Source organism: Jannaschia seosinensis, from assembly GCF_001408515.1.
Classification (GTDB): domain Bacteria; phylum Pseudomonadota; class Alphaproteobacteria; order Rhodobacterales; family Rhodobacteraceae; genus Jannaschia; species Jannaschia seosinensis.
In genome coordinates this window covers 14,916-33,326 of sequence record NZ_CYPR01000240.1, presented here as the reverse complement: position 1 = coordinate 33,326, position 18,411 = coordinate 14,916, and the positions used below count along the sequence as shown (strand labels likewise).

Below are 18,411 nucleotides of genomic sequence, written 5' to 3'. Positions count from 1 at the left end.
CAGGCGTGCCGCTCTCTTGTGCACCATGACACAGAAAATCATCATCGACACCGATCCAGGCCAGGACGACGCCGTGGGCATCCTGCTCGCCCTCGCCTCGCCGGAGCTGGAGGTTCTCGGCATCACGGCCGTCGCGGGCAACGTTCCGCTGGACCTGACGGCCAGCAACGCACTCAAGGTCTGCGAACTCGCGGGCAGAAGCGACGTACCCGTCCGAGCCGGCTGCGATCGCCCGCTCGCGCGTGATCTGGTCACGGCGGAGCATGTGCACGGGAAGACCGGCCTCGACGGCGCGGACCTTCCCGACCCCGTGACGCCACTGGCCGACGGCCACGCCGTTGACTGGATCATCGAGACCATACGCGCGGAGCCGGAAGGATCGGTGACGCTCTGCCCCCTCGGGCCGCTCACGAACATCGCCACCGCGTTGACCCGCGCACCCGACATCGCGCCCCGCATCGCGCGGATCGTCCTGATGGGCGGCGCCTACTTCGAGGTCGGCAACATCACCCCCGCGGCGGAGTTCAACATCTACGTCGACCCCGAGGCCGCGCAGACGGTGTTTCGCTCCGGCGTGCCGCTGACGGTCCTGCCGCTGGACGTGACGCACAAGGTGCTGACGACGCAGGCGCGAAACGCCGCCTTCCGCCGCGCCGGGCGCGTGGGTGAGGTGGTCGCAGGCTGGACCGGCTTTTTCGAGCGCTTCGACAAGGAGAAATACGGATCGGAAGGTGCCCCGCTCCACGACCCCAGCGTGATCGCGTGGCTTCTGCGCCCGGACCTGTTTTCCGGGCGGGAGATCAACGTCGAGATCGAAGTCGACTCGCCATTGACCCGCGGCATGACCGTTGCCGATTGGTGGGGCGTAACCGATCGGGCTCCCAATGCGTTGTTCATCGGGGACGTCGATGCCGACGGGTTCTTTTCGCTTCTGACGGAGCGGATTGCCCGGCTGAAGTAAGCGAGGGGCCAGCCCCTCGCGCTCCCCGAGGTATTTTTCGCCAGAGGAAGACCATGTTCGCCTTCGACAACAGCTACGCCCGCCTGCCTGAGCGGTTCTACACAAAGATGGCGCCAAAGCCGGTCGCGGCGCCGGAGTGGATTGCGCTGAACGAGGAGTTGGCGCGGGAGCTTGGGCTCGACCCCGCGGCGCTTCGCGGTGCGCCCGAGATCTTCGCCGGCAATCGCCTGCCCGAAGGGGCCGATCCGCTCGCGCAACTTTATGCCGGGCATCAGTTCGGTGGTTGGTCTCCGCAACTCGGCGATGGCCGCGCAATCCTGCTGGGCGAGCACGTCCATGACGGACGCCGCTACGACGTGCAGCTCAAGGGGTCGGGCCCCACGCCCTATTCGAGGATGGGCGACGGACGTGCGGCGCTTGGGCCGGTCATTCGCGAATATGTCGTCAGCGAGGCGATGGCTGCGCTCGGGCTGCCCACCACCCGGGCGCTTGCCGCTGTGCGAACGGGCGAGGACGTGCTGCGGCAGGAGGGGCCGCAACCCGGTGCCGTCCTGACGCGCATCGCGGCCAGCCACATTCGCGTCGGCACGTTCCAGGTCTTTGCCAGCCGCGACGACACCGATGCGCTGCGTCTCCTGCTTGAACACGCGATCGTCCGCCATGCACCCGACGCCGAGGGGCCGATGGACCTGCTGCGTCATGTGATGCGGGTCCAGGCGGATCTGATCGCCCGGTGGATGGGCCTCGGCTTTATCCACGGTGTGATGAACACCGACAACATGACGATTTCCGGCGAGACGATCGATTACGGTCCCTGCGCCTTCATGGAGACCTATCATCCCGACACGGTCTTCAGCTCCATCGACCAGTTCGGCCGTTACGCCTGGAAGAACCAGCCGGACATCGCGCTGTGGAACCTCGCGCAACTTGCTACGTCACTGCTTCCGCTGATGGGAGAGCGTCAGACCGCCATTGCCGAGGCGACGGAGGTTCTTGACGGCTTTCGAGATCTCTATGAGGCTTCCTGGGGGAGAGTCATGAGCGCCAAGATCGGCGTCGACGACATGAGCCTCGCAATGGAACTCCTTGATATCATGTCCGAGGGTGAGGGTGACTTCACCAACACGTTCCGTGCCCTGACCGTGGCGCCGGATGCGGCGCGCGACCAGGTGATGAACCGCGACCGCTTCGACGACTGGTTTGCCCGCTGGCAGGCGCGCGACCCCGACGGCGACGCGATGGCCCGTGCCAATCCCGCGATCATCCCGCGCAACCATCGCGTTGAGGAGGCTATTGCCGCGGGTTACGCTGGCGACTTGGCTGCGTTCCACGCGCTCAACGCCGTGCTTGCCGACCCATGGCGCGAAACGGAGGAGAACGTTGCCTATCGTCGTCCGGCGACTGCGGAGGAGCGGGTGATGCGGACCTTCTGCGGCACGTGATTGCCCCCCGGATCGGCCGCCGCTAGGAGGATGGCATGAGCACGAAAATTCTCGATCGCTGCGAAACGATGGGCCTGCGCGTCACCGGCCAGCGCCGCATCGTGGCCGAGGTGCTCGAGGCGGCCGACGATCATCCCGACGTCGAGACCATCCACGCTCGCGCCGCCGCACGGGATCCGGGGATTTCGGTTGCGACGGTCTATCGGACGGTCAAGCTGTTCGAGGAATCGGGCCTGCTTGAGCGGCGGGAATTCGGGGACGGGCGCGCGCGTTACGAAGATGCCAAGCGGGATCATCATGACCACCTCATCGATATGCAGACCGGTGCGGTGATCGAATTCGTCGACCCCGAGATCGAGGCCTTGCAGGAACGGATAGCGCGGCGGTTGGGCTACGACCTCAAGGGGCACCGGCTGGAGTTGTTCGGGACGAAACGGAATTGAGCGGCCGGGTGCCGGCCCGGCGCGACGTCAACCTCGTCTTAGGGAATAGCGGATTAGAGAATTGCGGAAACAGCCGTGAGTCCGCCAATGTTCTACCGACCGCCCCGACGTCCCGCCTCGATGGAGGTCTGGCTCCGCGTCGGCAGCAAGAAATTGACCGTTTCTGTCCTCGACGTGTCCGAAAGCGGGGCGAAGATCACCGCCCCGGACGGACTTGCACTGGACATGCGCGTGGTGCTCGCCACGCCGCGCTTCGAGCGGGAGGCAATGGTGCGTTGGGTGCAGGGGAAGCACGCGGGCCTGACGCTCGAGGCGCCGCTGTCGCAGAGCGAACAGATGGAAATTTCCGGCATGTCCGCAGGTTTCTAGGCCGCGCAAGGCAATCTGCATGACTGAATCGCTACGCGGCGCGGTCCTGATGGTCGGCGCCATGGCCGGCTTCGCGATCGAGGATGCGCTTATCAAGGGGCTGTCGGGCGTCTTCGCCCCGGCGCAAATCATCTGGATGCTCGGGCTCGGTGGTGCGGCGGCCTTCGCGCTCTGGCTTTTTGCCACGGGCCAAGGCCTGTGGTCGGCGCATTACCTTCGCCCGAAGGTCCTGATGCGTTCGGGCTGCGAGATGACGGGCACCTGTTTTTTCGTCTCCGCTCTCGCGCTGGTCCCACTCTCGCTCGCCTCCGCCGTGATACAGGCCACGCCGCTCGTCGTGGCGATGGGGGCGGCGTTGTTTCTGGGTGCGGCGGTCGGCTGGCGCAGATGGGCGGCGATCTCGGTGGGATTCGCGGGGGTTCTGCTGATCGTGCGCCCCGGAACGACCGAATTCGATCCGGCGGTTCTGCTGGCCGTGGCGGGGATGCTGGGGCTCGCCGCTCGCGATCTGATCACGCGAACCATGCCGGGCATCGTCTCAGGCGCGCGACTTAGCCTCCATGCCTTCGCCGCGCTCGTCCCCGCCGGACTTGTCCTCCAGACGGCGATGGACGCGCCGTTGCGCATGCCCGATGCGGCGCAATTCACCATCCTCGCCTGCTGCGTGGCGGTCGGTATGCTGGCTTATCTTTCCATCGTCGCGGCGACGCGGGTGGGCGACATCTCCGTCGTGTCCTCCTTCCGCTATTCGCGGATGGTCTTCGCGCTGATCGTCGGTGCAACGGTCTTCGACGAACGGCCGGACGCGGCGACGATCGTCGGTATGGCCATCGTCGTGGCGGCGGGCCTTTACACCCTGATCCGTGAGGCGCGCCTGCGCACCGCTGGCCTTGACTGACGGAGCGCGCTAAGGGGACTGTGCACGATCACCTGAAAAACGCCCTCGGAGGCCTGAAATGTTCCCGATCACCGACATCCTTGCCCGCGAGATTCTCGACAGCCGGGGCAATCCAACCGTCGAGGTCGATGTCTACCTGGAAGACGGCACGATGGGCCGCGCGGCCGTCCCTTCGGGCGCATCGACCGGCGCCTATGAGGCGGTGGAGCGGCGCGACGGCGACAAGTCGCGCTACAAGGGCAAAGGCGTGCTCGAGGCGGTCGCCGCGGTGAACGGCGAACTGGCCGATGCGCTCGTCGGGTTCGATGCGACCGAGCAGGAGGCGATCGATGCCGCGATGATCGAACTCGACGGCACCGACAACAAGGGCCGGCTGGGCGCGAATGCGATTCTCGGCATCTCGATGGCGGTCGCCAAGGCCGCCGCGGAGGCCAGCGCCCTGCCCCTGTTCCGTTACGTCGGCGGCACCGCCGCGCGCGTCCTGCCGGTACCGATGATGAACATCGTCAATGGCGGCGAACATGCCGACAATCCGATCGACATCCAGGAATTCATGATCATGCCGGTGGCCGCCGACTCGATTGCCGAGGCCGTCCGCATGGGCTCCGAGGTATTCCACACACTCAAGGGAGAGCTTTCGGCGGCGGGCCTGTCGACGGGGCTCGGAGATGAGGGCGGCTTCGCACCCGACTTGCCCGGCACGCGCGATGCGCTCGATTTCATCCTCAAGGCCATCGAAAAGGCCGGCTACCAGCCGGGCGAGGACATGATGCTCGCCCTCGATTGCGCGGCCACCGAATACTTCAAGGACGGCGCGTACCATCTTGCCGGAGAAGGAAAAGTCCTCTCCTCCGAAGAGAACGTCGAATACCTCGCCGCGCTGGTGCGCGACTACCCGATCCTGTCGATCGAGGATGGCATGGCCGAGGATGACTGGGACGGCTGGGTTCGCCTGACCGAGGCGCTGGGCCACAAGGTGCAACTCGTGGGCGACGACCTTTTCGTGACGAACCCGTCGCGCCTGGCCGACGGCATCGACAAGGGCGCGGCGAACTCGCTCCTCGTAAAGGTGAACCAGATCGGCACCCTCTCGGAGACGCTCGAAGCGGTCAGCCTCGCCCACCGCAACCGCATGACCTGCGTGATGTCGCACCGCTCCGGCGAGACCGAGGACGCAACGATCGCCGATCTCGCCGTCGCCACGAATTGCGGGCAGATCAAGACCGGCTCGCTGGCGCGTTCGGATCGGCTGGCCAAATACAACCAACTTATCCGCATCGAAGAGATGTTGGGCGAGACCGCGATCTATGCTGGCCGGTCGATCCTGCGATCGTGATCGTAATCGTGTGCGGGCGCGCCTCATCGGGGCGCGTCTTTGCCGCGGCGGAGTCTGCTTGTGCGATTTTTCGCTTATCTATAGCGTGAACGCCAACGGAGCGTTCGCATGATGTATCTCCCAACCCAAGCGGATCTGCAATTTCGGCACCGGGTTTCCGCCTTTCTTGCCATCGAGACGAAGCAGACGCAGGATCGTCCGCTCCGTCTCGGCATGGTCGGCGCCGGCGTCACGCTCATGCTGGCCTATGGCATGACGCCGTGGCTGCTGCTGCCGCTGGCCGTCTATTTCGTTTCCGATCTCACCTATATCTCCCACGCCCGTCGCGTTTCGCAGAAGCAGCACATCACCCGGCCGATGCTGGGCTGGCTTCTCGCACATCACGCGATAACGATCTCGGCCTTCATCGCCCTCCCGATCATCAGCGCGTTTTCTCCCCTGTTCCTGGGCGCCTGGGCCGCGATGGTCCTGACATTCGGCCAGGCGCTCAATTGCATCGGCTACGACACCCGCTCCGTGGATGCGACGCGGATCGGCGTCATCATCGTCGGCTCCGGTGCGCAGGCGGTGACCTTCGGCGTCGGCCTGATGAGCGGCTACGACGATCCCAGCCGGATCTTCCTGCACATGGCGGCCGGGCTCGTGACGATCTACTTCGCGCGCGTCGCCTTGACGACGGCCGATGATCGCGCCCGGCTGTCGCGCCGCACCGAGGAGTTGGCCCATGCGCAGAAGGGCGAGGCGGTCGGTCGCCTGACCAGCGGGATCGCGCATGATTTCAACAACCTGCTGACCGTCATGCGCGGCAATATCGACCTGCTTCCCGAAGTTCCCGAGGCGGAGCGCGGCCCGCTCCTGCGCGAGATCGGCGCGGCGACCGATCGCGGCGGCAAGCTGGTGGGGCAGCTTCTTGCCACAAGCCGCCGGAGACCGACCGATCCGGAGATCGTCCTGCTCGACGAGTTCTTCGCCGGGCTCATCACCTTCGCCCGGCGCGTTCTGCCGGCGAATGTCGTTCTCGACGTCAATTCCGAACCCCGGCTCAGCCTGCGCACCGATCCCGCGCAACTGGAGGCGGCGCTCCTGAACCTGATCGTCAATGCCAAGGACGCGATGCCTTCCGGCGGAATCGTCTCGATCACCGCGCAACGTGTCAGCTCCGGCGACCAACAGACGCTTGGCGAGATCATCATCACCGTCACCGATGACGGGCCGGGCATGACGCCCGAGGTCCTCCGACACGCCACCGAGGCGTTCGTGACGACCAAGCCCGAAGGCAAGGGCACGGGCCTCGGCCTTGCCATGGTGCGTACCTTTGCCGAACAATCCGGCGGCCGGTTCGAACTCGAAAGCGCGCCCGGTCACGGGACGACGGCCAAGCTGCGCCTGCGCGGATGACGCGACCAGGCCCTGCGGCGGCCCCCGGCCCGGCGCCCATCGCCGCCCCCCTGCCCGGCCAAGTCGACCGGCCCGTGCTGGGCCTCGTGCTGATGCTGGGCTTCTGCGTGCTTGCCCCCGCGTCCGACGCGACGGCAAAGGCGTTGGCCATGACGATCCCGGTCCTGCAACTCGTCGCGATACGATTCGCGGTCCAGGCGTCGATGCTGGTTCCGCTGGTCGCGGCAATGGGGCGCGACTGGCGGATGTCGGCCCTTGGCTGGCGCCTGACGCTCCTGCGCACGGCCCTGCAGATTGCGGGGATCTACTTGATGACGATGGCGCTGATCCACCTGCCACTGGCGGATGCGATCGCGATAGCCTTCGTGATGCCGTTCATCCTGCTGCTTCTGGGCGCCGTCGTCTTGGGCGAGACGGTCGGCCCGCGCCGTCTCATCGCCTGCGGCGTGGGGTTCGGGGGCACACTCCTCGTGATGCAGCCGAATCTCATCACGGTCGGCTGGCCGGTGATCTACCCGCTCGCCGTCGCCTTCGTCTTCGCGATCTTCATCCTCGTGACGCGGCGTCTGGCGCGCGAGGCCGATCCGATCACGATGCAGGCCGCATCGGGCCTGATCGGCCTGCTCGCGCTGGTCGCCGCCTATGTCGTCCTGCCGCGGCACGGGCCAATGGCCCTCGTCGCTCCCGGCGATCTCTGGCCGCTGATGCTGCTGATGGGGGCTCTCGGCACCGGCGGGCACCTGATGATGACGTGGTCACTGCGCCACGCGCCCGCCGCCACGCTCGCGCCGCTGCAATACGTAGAGATCCCGGTTGCCGCGCTGATCGGGCTCATGGTCTTCGACGACGTGCCCGATCCCGTCGCGCTTCTCGGTATCGCGGTGACCGTCGCGGCCGGGCTCTACGTGCTCTGGCGGGAAAGCCGGGCCTGAACGCGCGCGACGCCGTCGCCATGCCGCGCTCGGCTTCACCCGGAGCCACCCTTGAACTTTACGCCTCCAGCTCAGCGTCCCAGTAAAGGAAGTCCATCCAGCTGTCGTGAAGGTGGTTTGGCGGAAACTTCCGTCCCAAGTTCATCAATTGCGGCGCCGACGGCCGCCGGGGCGCCTTGCGGAGCGTGAACCCCACCTGCTTGAGAGATTTCGACCCCTTGCGCAGATTGCAGCGCCCGCAGGCCGCCACAACGTTCTCCCACGAGGTCACGCCGCCACGCGCACGCGGCACCACGTGGTCGAAGGTCAGATCGCCCTTCGCCCCGCAATACTGGCAGGTGAATTCGTCGCGCAGGAACAGGTTGAACCGCGTGAAAGCCGCCGATTTGCGCGGCGCCACGTAATCCCGCAGCACCACCACCGACGGGATTCGGATCACCGTGGTGGGCGAGCGGACGACGTCGTCGTATTCCGCGACAATGTCCACGCGGTCCAGGAACGCCGCCTTCACCGCATCCTGCCAAGACCACAATGACAGGGGGTAATAGCTCAGCGGACGGTAATCGGCGTTCAAAACCAGCGCCGGAAATTGTTTCAGCCCCGCCGGTGCGCGGGTAAAGGCGGTCCGGAAATTTCCTCCGGGCGCCGTCTCTGAAATGTCGATCAGGGCAGACATCTCTCGCGACCTCTCACCGAGGCGGCACGCCCGAACCGACCGGGCGCGCGGCCCCATTCAAGTTTGACTATATCTTGGCCTGAAAGAACAGCAAGGCTCCAGATGAAGCTTGCCTGCCACGCGGTCGTGACGGTTTTGCGACGCGGCAATCCGCGCCCGCCGGACTTGCCGGGTTATCGTGCCGATTTTGCGAGAACGCGCGCGTCGGTGGCGGCTACTCCATTCCGAAGACGTCGCGCATGAAGGCCAGCGCCACCTGAAGACCGTCGGGCGCGATGCCGTGGCCGGTCTCCTTCATAATATGGGCATAGACGCGCTCGAATCCCGCCGCCTCCAGCGCCTCTGCCGCCTCGGGCAGGTGCTGGACCGGGACGACCTCGTCGGCATCCCCGTGGACCAGAAGCACGGGCGGCCGCGACACGCCCTCCTCGGCCAGCGTCTCGGGCGACAGAAGACGCCCGGAAAAGGCGACCACCCCCGCCATCTGCTCCGCCCGACGGGGCGCGACGTGAAGCGCCATCATCGTGCCTTGGCTGAACCCGAACAGGACGACGTTCGCCGGCGTCACGCCTTCGGCCGCGATCACCTCCTCGAGCCACGCATCAAGGTCGTCGACCGCCCGCGCCATCCCCGCCTGCGCCACCTCCTCGGAGGAGCCGTCGATCCATGGAATCGGAAACCACTGGAAACCGTCCGCCATCCCCGGCAACGCCTCGGGCGCGTCGGGCGCAAGAAACGCCGTCCCCGGCAGATGCGGCGTCAACGGCTCCGCCAGCGCCATCAGGTCGGCCGCGTTCGCACCGTAACCGTGCAGAAAGATCACCAGCCGATCCGGATTTTCCGGCCCGAGCCGTTCGTGTCGAAGCGTCATCGGATCCCCTCGCGCGTCTTGACGTGAGCGTAGTAGGCCCAGAGCAGCCGCGCCGCAACCGCACGCCACGGGCTCCAGGCTTCGGCGATTTCGCGCAGGGCCCGCTCCTTCGGTCGCTCCGGCAGGTCGAGGAGCAATCGCGCCCCCTCCTGCAGGGCCAGATCGTTCGGCGCGAAGACATCCGCATGGCCGAGCGAGAACATCGCATAGATCTCCGCGGTCCAGCGACCGATGCCGGGCACCTCGGTCAGAGTCGCGACGACCTCCTCCGTCGAGGCCTTCCGCAGCCTGTCGTAGTCGATCCCCGCCGCCGCCAGCGCACGGATATAGCGGATTTTCTGCCGGCTCAGGCCAGCCTCGCGCATGACTTCATCCTCGGCCGCCACCACAATCGCGGGATCGTGCAGCCCGCCCGCCTCGCAGCGCGCGACGATGGCATTGGCGGAGGCGACGCTGACCTGCTGGCTCACGATCGCACCCAGAAGCGCGCGAAACCCGTCCTCCCGGCGGCGCAGCGGCAGCGGCCCGACCGTCTCCAGCGCGACGGCGAAACGGGGATCCCGCGCGGCGAGCCATGCCGCGCCCTCGGCCACGTCAGCCTCGGTTTCGATCCGCCGCATGGGTGCGGACGAAGGCGATGGCGCGGTCGATGTCATGCGTTTCCTCTCCCCCCAGCCCCCGTGGCCGGTCGATTACGTGCACCCGTAGCCCGAGCACCCCGGCCGCGTCGAGCTTTGGCGCCGGCCCGCCGGCATTCTTCGTCACCAGATCGGTAATGCCCAGCGTGGCGAACAGCGCCGTCTCCGCCTCCAGCGTGAAGGGCGGGCGCCCAAGGATCCATCGCACGCCCGCCCGCTCCGGCGCCGGATCGATGCGCCGGCAGGTAATGTCCAGCCTGCGCTCCTCGAAGGCTGGCAACGACCCCGGCCCGGTCGATAGAAACACGCGGGCCCCCGCAGCGATCGCCGCCGCAGCGGCCTCGCCATCCGCATGGTGCCGCCAGCCGGCCCGCGTGGGCCAAGGCGGGCGCGTCAGCCGCAGGTAGGGCAGCCCCATCTCACCGCAGACCCGCACCGCACGCGCCGAGATCCGCGCCGCGAACGGGTGTGTCGCGTCCAGCACCGCCGACACGCCGCCGAGGGCGGCACGAAATCCTGCCTCGCCGCCGAAGCCCCCGATCCGCACGGGCACGGCCAGCCGCGCCGGCGCGTCCGTCACCCCGGCCAGCGACGCAACCACATCGAGCCCTGACACCTCCGCACAAACCAGCCGCGCCGGCGCCGTTCCGCCAAGGATCAGAACGCGCCCCTTCACCGAGTCCGCGCATGGGCCAGCACGGCGCCCGCCCGGTCGATGACGACGACGTCCACCTCCGCCTTTAACATCCCGCACACCCGCGCGCGCGCAGCCTCGGCCACACGGTCCGCCAGCGCGGGGACACGCCCCACCGCCTCCAGAGCCGTGTTGCACCCGGTCAGGTCGATCCCGGCCCAATCCGAGAGCACGGCGAAATCGACTTGGCTCCGTCCGGAATGCAGGTCCATCGCACCCTGCGCGAACTTGGTGAGCTTGCCGATCCCGCCGCCCAGCGTGATGCGCGGCACCGGATGGCGTGCGAGATATTTCAGCATCCCCCCCGCGAAATCCCCCATGTCGAGCATCGCGTGATCCGGCAGGCCATGCAGCGCCTGCACCACCCGCTCGCTCGTCGCCCCGGTGCAGCCCGCCACATGGGTCAGGCCGCTCGCCCGCGCGACATCCACCCCGCGATGGATCGACGCGATCCAGGCCGCACAGGAAAACGGCCGCACGATCCCCGTCGTTCCGAGAATCGACAGGCCGCCCTCGATCCCCAACCGGGGGTTCCAGGTCTTCGCCGCCAAGGCCGCCCCGCCGGGCACCGACACCGTCACCGTCACGTCGGGTGCGCGCCCGAATTCGCCCGCCGCCTCGGCCACCACCTCGTCGATCATCGCACGGGGCACCGGGTTGATCGCGGGTTCGCCCACGGCGATCGGCAGCCCGGGTTTCGTCACGATTCCGACCCCCTCGCCCGCGCGGAACACAACGCCACCGGAGGAGGCCGACACCCGCACCCGGATCTCCGCCCCGTGCGTCACGTCCGGATCGTCACCGGCATCCTTGACGATTCCCGCCTCGGCCCAGTCGGCCCCGCCCACCGCGTGAGACAGCGCGAATGTCGGCGTCTCGCCACGCGGCAGGCGGATCGTCACCAGGTCCGGAATCGTCCCGCCCCACAAGCCCTCCAGCGCCGCCTTGCACGCGGCCGTCGCGCAGGCGCCCGTGGTCCAGCCGCGGCGAAGCTTCGGAGTCTCGTCCATCTGCAATCCATCGCACGACGGCTCCGCGCCGCCAATGGTCGCCTCCCGGCTTTCGCGCGGCGCGCGCACGCGGCATAGAGGGGTCATGGATGCCCGACTCCCCACCTCCCATGACTGGCCCGAGCTGATGCCCGGCTGGGTCTGGCTGTGCGGTGCGGGGCCGGGCGACCCGGGTTTGCTGACACTCCACGCGCTCAACGCGCTGCGGCAGGCGGACGTGATCGTCTACGATGCGCTCGTGCATGAGGGGATCCTCGACTGGGCGCCGCAGGCGGAGCGGATCTATGCCGGCAAGCGCGGCGGCAAACCCTCGGCCAAGCAGCGCGACATCTCGCTGCGGCTGGTGGACCTCGCCCGCGCGGGGCGGCGCGTGTTGCGGCTCAAGGGCGGCGACCCCTTTGTCTTCGGGCGCGGCGGCGAAGAGGCGCAGACACTGGTGCAGCACGGCATCCCCATCCGCATCGTGCCGGGCATCACCGCCGGCATCGCCGGTCTGGCCTATGCGGGCATCCCGGTCACGCATCGCGACGTGAACCAGTCGGTCACCTTCGTCACCGGTCACGACCGGGCGGGGCTGACGCCGACGGCCCTCGACTGGGCCGGCATCGCGCGGGGCAGCCAGGTCATCGTGATGTATATGGGCATGAAGCATATCGGCGAAATCGCCGGCAAGCTCATCGCCGCCGGGCGCGCGCCGACGGAGCCTGTCGCCGTCACCACCACCGCCACCCTCGAAGATCAGCGCACGATCGAAACGACGCTCGAACGCGTCGCGGCGGACATCGCCGCGGCGGGGCTGGAGCCGCCGGCAATCATCTGCATCGGCATGGCCGTGGCGCTGCGTCAGGCGCTCGACTGGCGGGCCTATGCGGAGGGGGCCGTGCCGCGCGATCTCGACCCGCTGGGCCTCCGGCGGCCAGCTGAAACCGGGTGATCCTCATTTTTTCCTGCCACGATTTCCATGACTTGCACCAATTACCCATGGGTAATTGCCCGCCCCGATGCCCGGCCTGATCCTCGCCGCGCCGTCCTCGGGCGCGGGCAAGACGACGGTGACGCTGGGCCTGCTGCGGGCGCTTCGCGACCGGGGCACGCCCGTGCGCGGTGCGAAATCCGGCCCGGACTACATCGATCCCCGCTTCCACGAGGCCGCATCCGGCGCCCCCTGCCCGAATCTCGACGCCTGGGCCATGGCGCCCGAAACCATCGGGGGCCTTGCCGCCGGTCCGGGCCTTCTGCTGATCGAGGGGGCCATGGGCCTGTTCGACGGCGCGCCGCCCGACGGGCGCGGCGCGGGGGCGGACCTCGCGCGCATGCTCTCGCTGCCCGTCATTCTGATCGTGGATGCGGCGCGGATGGCGCAATCCGTCGCCCCTCTCGTTGCAGGCTTTGCCGGGCACGACCCGGATGTGCGCGTCGCGGGGGTGATCCTGAACCGCGTCGGCTCCGCCCGACACGAGGCGATGTTGCGCCGGGCCTGCCCGCTTCCCGTGCTGGGTTCCGTGCCGCGCGATGCTCAACTCGTGACGCCATCGCGCCATCTCGGCCTCGTCCAGGCGGAGGAGCATTCCGATCTCGATGCCTTCCTCACCCATGCCGGGCGCGTCATGGCCGACCACGTAGACCTCGACGCGCTGGCGGGTCATGCTGCGCCCCTGCCGGATGCGCCGCCGCCGCGTATCGATCCGCCCGCGCAACGGATCGCGCTGGCCCGCGACGCGGCCTTCGCCTTCGCCTATCCCCACCTGCTCGACGGCTGGCACCGTGCGGGTGCGGAGATCCGCACCTTCTCCCCTCTGGCCGACGACCCCGCGCCGGCGGCCGACCTCGTCCTCCTGCCCGGTGGCTATCCCGAGCTTCACGCCGGCCGGATCGCGGCGAATGGCACGTTTCTCGCCTCGTTGCGCGACCGTCCGGTCTTCGGCGAATGCGGCGGTTACATGGTGATGGGCGACGGGGTGGTGGATGCCGACGGCCACAGGCATGCGATGGCGGGCTTGCTGCGGCTGGAGACGAGCTTTGCCGCGCGTCGCCTGCATCTGGGCTACCGCCGCGCATGGGCCGAGACCGGTCCGATGGGCGGGTGCTGGGCGGCGCACGAATTCCACTATGCCACCGTCACCCGCGAGGAGGGCGCACCACTCTTCACGCAGGTCACGGATGCCGAGGGCACCGCCCTCGCGCCGGCCGGGCTGCGGCAAGGTGCGGCGTCGGGATCCTTCCTCCACCTCATCACCCGATCGTAGCGACACAATCCCGTGCTTCCCCGGCGGAACCGACAGGCGTAGTCGTGTCTCCATGACCAGTCTCACCGATACCGCCCCGTTCGACGATTCCCGCGCCAAGCGTAACGTCGCCGTCCTCGTCGCCGCGCAGGCGATCCTGGGCTCGCAGCTTCCCATCAGCTTCACCGTGGCGGGGCTGATCGGACTGACGCTTGCGCCGACACCGCTTCTGGCGACGCTGCCGATCTCGCTGATCGTGTTCGGCTCAATGACGACGGCGCCGTGGCTCAGCCCGCTGATGCAGCGGCGCGGCCGGCGCCTCGGCTTCGTCATCGGCGCACTAGCCGGGGCGGCGGGGGCGGCGATGTCGATGGTGGCGCTGGTGACCGGGATCTTCGCGCTGTTCCTGGCGGGAGCCTACATGACGGGCATCTTCATGTCCTCGCTGGGCTTCTACCGTTTCGCGGCGACCGATACCGCCTCCGACGCGTTCCGCCCCAAGGCGATCAGCTACGTGATGGCGGGCGGTCTGGTCTCGGCCCTCATCGCGCGAACGGTCGTGACCTCGACCGAGACGGCGACGGTGATCCCGTTCCTCGGCACCTATGCGGCGATCCTGTTGATCAATCTCGGGGCGGTCTGGCTGTTCGCGCTTCTGGACATTCCGCGCCCTGTCGCACCCGCCGCCGACGCGCCGCGCGGACGGACACGCGCGGAACTTCTGCGCGACCCGGCAATCCTCGTCTCGATCATCTGCGCGATGGTGGCCTATGCGCTGATGAACCTCGTGATGACGTCGACGCCGCTGGCGGTGGTCGGCTGCGGGTTTGCGGTGTCGGATGCGTCCAACATCGTGATGTTCCACGTCGTCGCCATGTATGGGCCGAGCTTCTTCACCGGCCATCTCGTCGCCCGCTTCGGCGCGGTAAAGATTATCGGGGCGGGGCTCGTCCTCCTTGCGCTGGCGGGAGTGACGGCGCTGTCGGGCATCGCGCTGGTGAATTTCTACCTCGCGCTGGTCCTGCTGGGCGTGGGGTGGAACTTCGGCTTCATCGGCGCGACCTCGATGCTGACGGCGCATCACGCGCCGCATGAGCGGGGCACGGCGCAGGGCCTGAACGACACGCTGGTCTTCGGCCTCGTGACACTCGCCTCGCTCAGCTCGGGCGGATTGATGGGATCGGCGGCGGATGCGGTGACGGGCTGGACCGCGGTGAACGTCGCGATGGTGCCGTTCCTGACGCTGGCGGGTGCCGCGCTGATCTGGTTGCGGGTCGGTCGGCGGGAGGTCTAGCTCCGCCCCCGCCACGGCACCAGCCAGGTCTCCGCCTTGCGCATCAGGATATCGATACCGTAGCCGACCAACCCGATCAGGATGATCCCCATGATAACGATCTGGGTCAGCTGGAACTTGGAGGCGGCGATGATCATCATGCCGGCCCCCTTCTGCGCCGCGACCAGTTCGGCCGCGACGACCGTGCCCCAGCAGACGCCCATCGCGACCCGCGCGCCGGTGAAGATCTCGGGCAGGGAGTTCGGGATGATCACATGGCGCAGGATCTGCCACCGATTCGCGCCGAGCGAATAGGCCGCGTGGATCTTGGCGATGTTCACGCCCGACACGCCCGCCCGCGCCGCAATCGCCATGATCCAAAGCGCGGCAAGAAACAGAAGCACGATCTTCCCCGTCTCCCAGATGCCGAACCAGATGATGACGAGGGGGATGAGCGCCAGCGGCGGCACCGGGCGCATGAACTCGACGATCGGATCGAACCAGCCGCGGAACCAGCCAGACAGGCCCATCGCATAGCCCAGCGGGATTCCCACGGCGGCCCCGATGGCAAAGCCCGCCAGCACGCGGATCAGCGACCAGCCCAGATGTTCGATCAGCGTGTAGTTCTGGAAGCCGTTTTGCGAGATGTCGATGAAGGCGCCGACGACCTCCTCGGGCGCAGGTAGCCAGATCGACTCCATCCGGTAGCCGGTGGCGGGGGTCACGTGCAGCGTGCCCTTCGGCGTCATCGACACGGTGCCGCCCTCGATGGCGACAACTCCGCCGGGCGCGATCGGCTGGCCATCGACCGCGACGACCTCTACCCCCGGGGCGTCGTTGCGGGTCACCCGGAAGAGCTTGGAGCGGTAGGCGCCGATCGTGCCGGTGTCGTTGAGCGCGAGGCCCTCGCCTTCGGGGATTTCGGGGGCCTCGGCCTCGGTGCCGACCTCGTGCACGACGAAGACCACCTCGGCCTCGTCCGTCGCGCCGGTTGCGTCGCGCGCGGTGTAGGTAAAGCTTCCCTGCCCGAGGAACGGCCCCGGCACATGCACCGGCGCCCATGCCGAACCGGTGAACGCGCCCCAGAGCAGAAACAGCACCAGCACCGAGACGACCGAGGCGACCCGGTTCGGGCGCACCGCACTTTCGTCGCCGAAGGTCACGGTCTTGAGCGCGGTCAGGTCGTTGCGCCGCCGCCGGGTGAACATCCCGGCAATCGTCATCGCCGCGACGAACAGCGCGACGTAGAGCGCCAGAAGGATGAGGCCGGTCATGTCACGCGCGCTCCGTCCGGCCCATGATCTCTTCCTCCATCTCCCAGATCATCGACAGGATCTCGTCGCGCCGGGTGCCGAATTCGGGATCGCGCTTGATCTCGCGCAGATCGGCATCGACGCCCGCGGCGGCAAAGGGCAGACGGTATTCGCGGTGGATCCGTCCGGGCCGCGGCGCCATGACGACGAGGCGTTCGCCGAGCAGCAGCGCCTCCTCCACCGAGTGGGTGATGAGGATGATGGTCTTGCCCGTCTCGCGCCAGAGCCGCAGCACAAGCCCCTGCATCTTCTCGCGGGTCAGCGCGTCGAGCGCGCCGAGAGGCTCATCCATCAGGATCACGTCCGGATCGTTGGCCAGACACCGCGCCAGCGCGACGCGCTGCTGCATGCCGCCGGAGAGTTCGTAGATCGCCTTCTCCTTGAAGTCGCCGAGGCCGGTCACATCGAGCAGATGATCTGCCTTCTCCGCCCGCTCGGCCCGCGGCATGCCCTTCATCCGGGGGCCGAATTCAACGTTCTCGCGCACGCTCATCCACTCGAACAGGGCGCCTTGCTGAAACACCATCCCCCGCTCCGCCGAGGGGCCGCGCACGCGCGCGCCGTCCAGCGTGACCTGCCCCGCCGTCGGCGCGAGGAAGCCGGCCGCGATGTTCAGAAGCGTCGTCTTGCCGCAGCCGGACGGGCCGAGGACGGAGACGAGTTCCCCGTCCGCGAGGTCGAGCGTGACGTCCTGCAACGCCTGCACATGCCCCCCGCCCGGCAGGTCGAAGCGCATCGAGACATGCTCGATCTTCAGTCCGGACATCAATCCCCCATCGCGCGAAGGGACGGGCCGCGATGCGGCGCCCGTTCCCAAGGTTGCAAAGCGGCTGCGCTCCGGCGGGTCAGCGGCCGACCGCCTCCCTCAGGGGGCCGACATCGACGGTGTCGGCATAGGTGTCGAGGGCCGAGGAGATGGAGCCGGCTTCGGTGAACACGCCGGCCATACCCTTCATGAAATCCTGCGCCCCGCCGCCCAGCCACTTCTCCTCGAGCTGCGCTTCGGCTGAGGGGAAGACGAAGGTGGCGATCGTCTCGCGCGCGGCGTCGAGATCCATGCCCGCATCCTGTGCGATGACGGGGAGCATTTCCGCCTGCGCGGCCTCGCCGGAATTCCAGCGCGCGTTCGCCTCGGCGGTGACGCGCAGAAAGTCGGCCAGAAGCCCCGGCGCATCGGCCACGAACTCGGCGGGGGCCGAGGTGACGTCGAAGACGAGGATGCCCAGCTCCTCCTTCTCCGCACCCGTCAGCAGGACGTTGCCGTATTCCTTCATCCGCCGCAGCGCTCCGCCCCAGCCGCACACCATGTCGAGCGAGCCCTGCGCGAAGGCCGCCGCGCCGTCGGCGGGGGCCATGTCCACGATCTGCATCGAGGCGGGATCGACGCCGAAATGGTTCATCTGGCTGAGAAAGCCGTAATGCGCCGCCGTCCCGATCGGCACGCCAACGCGCAGCCCCGCGAGTTCATCGGCGGTGTCCCGGTCGATTTCGAGCGTGTCGGCCACGACGCAGTTGTCATTGTCGGAATAGCTGACCGCGACGTCCACGATCTTGAGGTCCTGCCCCGCCGATGTGGCGACCACGAAGGGCGGCACGCCCTGGCTCACGGCGATCTGCACGTCGCGCGACGCCATCGCGGCGGACATCGCGGTGCCGGTGTCGAAGGCGACCCAGTTGATGTCGACGCCCAACTCCTCCTCGTAGGTGCCCTGGGCCTTGGCGTATTGGAACGGCATCGGCCATTCGAGGAAATACGCCACCGTGATCTCGTCGAGATGCGCCTCGGCCAGCGCGGCCTGCGGCAGGGCCAGCGCGGCGCTGCAGGCCAGTATTCTGCGGATCGTCATGTCGTCTCTCCTGCCGGAATGGGCGCGTGCGTCATTTGGTCCCGTTTGCGGCAGCGGACCAGATACGTGCCCCTACGGCAAGAAA

At 67.9% G+C, this 18,411-nt stretch carries 19 protein-coding genes; 11 read left to right on the top strand and 8 right to left on the bottom strand.

All coding sequences use genetic code 11. The annotated features are described in order from the left end of the window. Window positions 1–25 precede the first annotated feature (25 nt). From JSE7799_RS18310 to JSE7799_RS18275, 8 genes are all read left to right on the top strand, one after another. Entirely contained in the window at window positions 26–961 is a 936-nt protein-coding gene (locus tag JSE7799_RS18310; RefSeq protein WP_055664900.1) for a nucleoside hydrolase, read from the top strand. A 53-nt stretch (window positions 962–1,014) separates the two neighbouring features. Continuing rightward, window positions 1,015–2,403 (top strand): protein adenylyltransferase SelO, encoded by a 1,389-nt coding sequence (locus JSE7799_RS18305; protein ID WP_055664899.1) that lies wholly within the window; start codon window positions 1,015–1,017, stop codon window positions 2,401–2,403. Window positions 2,404–2,438: 35 nt separating this feature from the next. Further along, the gene (locus tag JSE7799_RS18300) at window positions 2,439–2,846 is read left to right on the top strand and encodes a Fur family transcriptional regulator (protein ID WP_055664898.1); all 408 of its coding nucleotides are present in this window, start codon (window positions 2,439–2,441) and stop codon (window positions 2,844–2,846) included. An 87-nt stretch (window positions 2,847–2,933) separates the two neighbouring features. Next, window positions 2,934–3,215: a PilZ domain-containing protein gene (locus JSE7799_RS18295; RefSeq protein WP_083480679.1), complete on the top strand. Its 282-nt coding sequence runs from the start codon at window positions 2,934–2,936 to the stop codon at window positions 3,213–3,215. A 19-nt stretch (window positions 3,216–3,234) separates the two neighbouring features. Then, window positions 3,235–4,113 carry a DMT family transporter gene (locus JSE7799_RS20745; protein ID WP_055664896.1) on the top strand — a complete coding sequence of 293 codons (879 nt, stop codon included), beginning with the start codon at window positions 3,235–3,237 and terminating at the stop codon, window positions 4,111–4,113. A 58-nt stretch (window positions 4,114–4,171) separates the two neighbouring features. Then, entirely contained in the window at window positions 4,172–5,449 is a 1,278-nt protein-coding gene (gene eno, locus JSE7799_RS18285; protein WP_055664895.1) for a phosphopyruvate hydratase, read from the top strand. A gap of 108 nt (window positions 5,450–5,557) precedes the next feature. Beyond that, the gene (locus tag JSE7799_RS18280) at window positions 5,558–6,847 is read left to right on the top strand and encodes a sensor histidine kinase (RefSeq protein WP_055664894.1); all 1,290 of its coding nucleotides are present in this window, start codon (window positions 5,558–5,560) and stop codon (window positions 6,845–6,847) included. Then, the gene (locus JSE7799_RS18275) at window positions 6,844–7,779 is read left to right on the top strand and encodes a DMT family transporter (protein ID WP_083480677.1); all 936 of its coding nucleotides are present in this window, start codon (window positions 6,844–6,846) and stop codon (window positions 7,777–7,779) included. Before JSE7799_RS18280 ends, JSE7799_RS18275 begins: the two co-directional genes overlap by 4 nt. Before the next feature lie 58 nt (window positions 7,780–7,837). Here the strand turns inward: JSE7799_RS18275 and JSE7799_RS18270 are convergent, their stop codons facing one another. The 5 genes from JSE7799_RS18270 to JSE7799_RS18250 form a co-directional block, all read right to left on the bottom strand. Further along, window positions 7,838–8,455, bottom strand: coding sequence for an HNH endonuclease (locus JSE7799_RS18270; RefSeq protein ID WP_055664893.1), 618 nt, complete (start codon window positions 8,453–8,455; stop codon window positions 7,838–7,840). Window positions 8,456–8,669: 214 nt separating this feature from the next. After that, window positions 8,670–9,326 (bottom strand): alpha/beta hydrolase, encoded by a 657-nt coding sequence (locus JSE7799_RS18265; RefSeq protein ID WP_055664892.1) that lies wholly within the window; start codon window positions 9,324–9,326, stop codon window positions 8,670–8,672. After that, complete coding sequence (locus tag JSE7799_RS18260) at window positions 9,323–9,946, bottom strand: DNA-3-methyladenine glycosylase family protein (protein WP_144431809.1); 624 nt, start codon at window positions 9,944–9,946, stop codon at window positions 9,323–9,325. Before JSE7799_RS18260 ends, JSE7799_RS18265 begins: the two co-directional genes overlap by 4 nt. Further along, on the bottom strand, window positions 9,921–10,640 hold the full coding sequence (locus tag JSE7799_RS18255; protein ID WP_055664890.1) for a precorrin-6A/cobalt-precorrin-6A reductase: 720 nt from the start codon (window positions 10,638–10,640) through the stop codon (window positions 9,921–9,923). Before JSE7799_RS18255 ends, JSE7799_RS18260 begins: the two co-directional genes overlap by 26 nt. Next, on the bottom strand, window positions 10,637–11,668 hold the full coding sequence (locus JSE7799_RS18250; protein ID WP_055664889.1) for a cobalt-precorrin-5B (C(1))-methyltransferase: 1,032 nt from the start codon (window positions 11,666–11,668) through the stop codon (window positions 10,637–10,639). The genes JSE7799_RS18255 and JSE7799_RS18250 overlap by 4 nt, the downstream gene beginning before the upstream one ends. A gap of 85 nt (window positions 11,669–11,753) precedes the next feature. Here JSE7799_RS18250 and cobA point away from each other — a divergent pair, with 85 nt between their 5' ends. The 3 genes from cobA to JSE7799_RS18235 all read left to right on the top strand — a co-directional run bounded on the left by cobA (window position 11,754) and on the right by JSE7799_RS18235 (window position 15,187). Continuing rightward, the gene (gene cobA / locus JSE7799_RS18245) at window positions 11,754–12,602 is read left to right on the top strand and encodes a uroporphyrinogen-III C-methyltransferase (RefSeq protein WP_055664909.1); all 849 of its coding nucleotides are present in this window, start codon (window positions 11,754–11,756) and stop codon (window positions 12,600–12,602) included. Window positions 12,603–12,669: 67 nt separating this feature from the next. Next, on the top strand, window positions 12,670–13,914 hold the full coding sequence (locus JSE7799_RS18240; protein ID WP_055664888.1) for a cobyrinic acid a,c-diamide synthase CobB: 1,245 nt from the start codon (window positions 12,670–12,672) through the stop codon (window positions 13,912–13,914). A gap of 52 nt (window positions 13,915–13,966) precedes the next feature. After that, window positions 13,967–15,187: an MFS transporter gene (locus JSE7799_RS18235; RefSeq protein WP_055664887.1), complete on the top strand. Its 1,221-nt coding sequence runs from the start codon at window positions 13,967–13,969 to the stop codon at window positions 15,185–15,187. Here the strand turns inward: JSE7799_RS18235 and JSE7799_RS18230 are convergent. The 3 genes from JSE7799_RS18230 to JSE7799_RS18220 form a co-directional block, all read right to left on the bottom strand. Continuing rightward, complete coding sequence (locus JSE7799_RS18230; RefSeq protein WP_055664886.1) at window positions 15,184–16,440, bottom strand: ABC transporter permease; 1,257 nt, start codon at window positions 16,438–16,440, stop codon at window positions 15,184–15,186. The two genes, JSE7799_RS18235 and JSE7799_RS18230, sit on opposite strands and share 4 nt — an antisense overlap. 1 nt (window position 16,441) lies before the next feature. Further along, complete coding sequence (locus JSE7799_RS18225) at window positions 16,442–17,245, bottom strand: taurine ABC transporter ATP-binding protein (protein WP_055664885.1); 804 nt, start codon at window positions 17,243–17,245, stop codon at window positions 16,442–16,444. Window positions 17,246–17,324: 79 nt separating this feature from the next. Continuing rightward, window positions 17,325–18,326, bottom strand: coding sequence for a taurine ABC transporter substrate-binding protein (locus JSE7799_RS18220; protein ID WP_055664884.1), 1,002 nt, complete (start codon window positions 18,324–18,326; stop codon window positions 17,325–17,327). Window positions 18,327–18,411: the final 85 nt, after the last annotated feature.

Bases quoted from the DNA above. Each gene is read 5' to 3' on its own strand.
- JSE7799_RS18310 (WP_055664900.1), top strand. From the start codon at position 26: ATGACACAGAAAATCATCATCGACACCGATCCAGGCCAGGACGACGCC.
- JSE7799_RS18305 (WP_055664899.1), top strand. From the start codon at position 1,015: ATGTTCGCCTTCGACAACAGCTACGCCCGCCTGCCTGAGCGGTTCTAC.
- JSE7799_RS18300 (WP_055664898.1), top strand. From the start codon at position 2,439: ATGAGCACGAAAATTCTCGATCGCTGCGAAACGATGGGCCTGCGCGTC.
- JSE7799_RS18295 (WP_083480679.1), top strand. From the start codon at position 2,934: ATGTTCTACCGACCGCCCCGACGTCCCGCCTCGATGGAGGTCTGGCTC.
- JSE7799_RS20745 (WP_055664896.1), top strand. From the start codon at position 3,235: ATGACTGAATCGCTACGCGGCGCGGTCCTGATGGTCGGCGCCATGGCC.
- eno (WP_055664895.1), top strand. From the start codon at position 4,172: ATGTTCCCGATCACCGACATCCTTGCCCGCGAGATTCTCGACAGCCGG.
- JSE7799_RS18280 (WP_055664894.1), top strand. From the start codon at position 5,558: ATGATGTATCTCCCAACCCAAGCGGATCTGCAATTTCGGCACCGGGTT.
- JSE7799_RS18275 (WP_083480677.1), top strand. From the start codon at position 6,844: ATGACGCGACCAGGCCCTGCGGCGGCCCCCGGCCCGGCGCCCATCGCC.
- JSE7799_RS18270 (WP_055664893.1), bottom strand. From the start codon at position 8,455: ATGTCTGCCCTGATCGACATTTCAGAGACGGCGCCCGGAGGAAATTTC.
- JSE7799_RS18265 (WP_055664892.1), bottom strand. From the start codon at position 9,326: ATGACGCTTCGACACGAACGGCTCGGGCCGGAAAATCCGGATCGGCTG.
- JSE7799_RS18260 (WP_144431809.1), bottom strand. From the start codon at position 9,946: ATGCGGCGGATCGAAACCGAGGCTGACGTGGCCGAGGGCGCGGCATGG.
- JSE7799_RS18250 (WP_055664889.1), bottom strand. From the start codon at position 11,668: ATGGACGAGACTCCGAAGCTTCGCCGCGGCTGGACCACGGGCGCCTGC.
- cobA (WP_055664909.1), top strand. From the start codon at position 11,754: ATGGATGCCCGACTCCCCACCTCCCATGACTGGCCCGAGCTGATGCCC.
- JSE7799_RS18240 (WP_055664888.1), top strand. From the start codon at position 12,670: ATGCCCGGCCTGATCCTCGCCGCGCCGTCCTCGGGCGCGGGCAAGACG.
- JSE7799_RS18235 (WP_055664887.1), top strand. From the start codon at position 13,967: ATGACCAGTCTCACCGATACCGCCCCGTTCGACGATTCCCGCGCCAAG.
- JSE7799_RS18230 (WP_055664886.1), bottom strand. From the start codon at position 16,440: ATGACCGGCCTCATCCTTCTGGCGCTCTACGTCGCGCTGTTCGTCGCG.
- JSE7799_RS18225 (WP_055664885.1), bottom strand. From the start codon at position 17,245: ATGTCCGGACTGAAGATCGAGCATGTCTCGATGCGCTTCGACCTGCCG.
- JSE7799_RS18220 (WP_055664884.1), bottom strand. From the start codon at position 18,326: ATGACGATCCGCAGAATACTGGCCTGCAGCGCCGCGCTGGCCCTGCCG.